Origin of the sequence: Variovorax glucosi (genome assembly GCF_051216695.1) — a bacterium.
Classification (GTDB): domain Bacteria; phylum Pseudomonadota; class Gammaproteobacteria; order Burkholderiales; family Burkholderiaceae_C; genus Variovorax.
Genome location: NZ_JBPJZE010000082.1, coordinates 1 through 1,481, shown reverse-complemented (window position 1 = coordinate 1,481; position 1,481 = coordinate 1). Strand labels below are relative to the sequence as shown.

Annotated in this window: 2 protein-coding genes and 1 pseudogene; 2 read left to right on the top strand and 1 reads right to left on the bottom strand. The window is 70.6% G+C overall.

Annotated features, from left to right (window positions below):
- A pseudogene (locus ACSFA3_RS23055) lies at positions 1 to 331 on the top strand (hypothetical protein); the annotation flags it as partial.
- A gap of 1 nt (position 332) precedes the next feature.
- On the opposite strand, the gene ACSFA3_RS23050 reads toward ACSFA3_RS23055, so the two are convergent.
- Complete coding sequence (locus ACSFA3_RS23050; protein WP_435465494.1) at positions 333 to 1,205, bottom strand: CoA transferase; 873 nt, start codon at positions 1,203 to 1,205, stop codon at positions 333 to 335.
- A 156-nt stretch (positions 1,206 to 1,361) separates the two neighbouring features.
- Between ACSFA3_RS23050 and ACSFA3_RS23045 the strand changes: the two genes are divergently transcribed.
- Positions 1,362 to 1,481: SDR family NAD(P)-dependent oxidoreductase (locus ACSFA3_RS23045; protein WP_435507773.1), on the top strand; the 120-nt coding region annotated here is incomplete at its 3' end.

Below are 1,481 nucleotides of genomic sequence, written 5' to 3'. Positions count from 1 at the left end.
TGACCACAACACCATGGTGCGGCTGGGCACCATGGCCTACCTGGCGACCTTCGGCAGCGACAAGGTGGGCTTCACCGTGCTGGGCAAGACGCCGGAAGGCAAGCCCGACTACATCCGCGGCCTGCGCGGGCTGGTGGAGCGCAATGCGATGCGCTACTTCCTGACGCTAGATGCGTACCTTTCGGCTCCAGGGCCGGAGCAGGCCGACCGCCGCCAGCCCCGCTGGTTCGCGGCGGCCGAGCAGTACCCGCGCCAGTTGCACGAAGTTGATCTCGACACTTACCTCGCGCTCAAGCGCGAAGACCGGCAGCGCGACGGCGCCAGTCGCTGAATCAGCCGGCGAGTGTGAGCAGCGGCACGTCGCGCGCGCGGCTCATGGCTTCGAGTTCGGCGCGCGTGCGCGTCGCCAGCCAGGCGGCCAGCGCCTCGTGCGTGGCCGGCGCCAGCATGTCGCGCGAGGCGATCTGCGCCGCTTCGCAGAGCCGGTCGGCGAAGTGCGGCTCCAGCGCGGCCACGGCCACGCGGCCATCGGCGCAGGGGTAGACGCGGTAGCCGGCATGCGCGCCGCCGACCGTGCCCGAGGGCTGCGTCAGGCCCCAGGTGCGGGGCAGGGCGAGCCAGTCGGCCGAGGCGTTCAGCGCCACTTCGAGGTACACGCCGCCCGGCTTGCGGGACTGCAGCAGCATGGCCTTCAGCACCGCCTCGCTGGCGAGCAGGGCGCCGCCCATGTCGGCGTAGAGCGTCGGCGGAAGCTCGGTGCCGGTGACAAGCCCGCTTTCGGCGAGGTAAGTCAGGTCGTGGCCCGGCTCCTCGGCGCGTTCGCCCGGCGCGCCGACGATGGCCACTTGCGACAGCGACGGGTGGCGCGCCTGCAGCGCAGGCCAGTCGAGGCCGAGCTTGCGCAGCGCGGAGGGGCGGAACGACGTGAGCAGCACGTCCGTTTGCGCGAGCTCGGCGTGCAGTTGCTGTTGCCCTGCGTCTGTCTTCAGATCGGCCGTTTCGATGGCGATGCCTTCGTGCAGTGCGGCATACGCGGGCTTGTTGTAGAGCGCCATCGGGTCGCCGCCTGGCGGCTCGAGCTTCAGGCAGGTGGCGCCCATGCCACGACAGCGCAGCAGCGCCGCTGGCCCGGGCAGGTTGAGCGCAAGGCTCAGCACGCGCACGCCTTCTAGCGGTTGGAAGGAGATGGGGGTGGCACTGGACATGGGGCGTTGATCCGGAGAAACAGGTCAGCGGCCATTCTCACCCGTGCGGCGCGGGGAGAAGCCAGATTCCGCAAGCCGCCATCGAGGCGGCGCGCGTAGCATGCGCCATGGCAGCGCTCGTCCTTGCCGCTGCCGCAACGACCAAGGAGACAAAGCATGTTCGAAGCTTCCCTGATGAGCGGCCAGCGCATCCTCGTGACCGGCGGCGGCACGGGCCTCGGCCGCGCGATGGCCGAGCGCTTCCTGAGCCTTGGCGCCGACGTGGCCATCTGCGGC

What these genes read in the sequence shown, in the direction of transcription:
- ACSFA3_RS23050 (WP_435465494.1), bottom strand. Translation starts at nt 1,205, where the DNA reads ATGTCCAGTGCCACCCCCATCTCCTTCCAACCGCTAGAAGGCGTGCGC.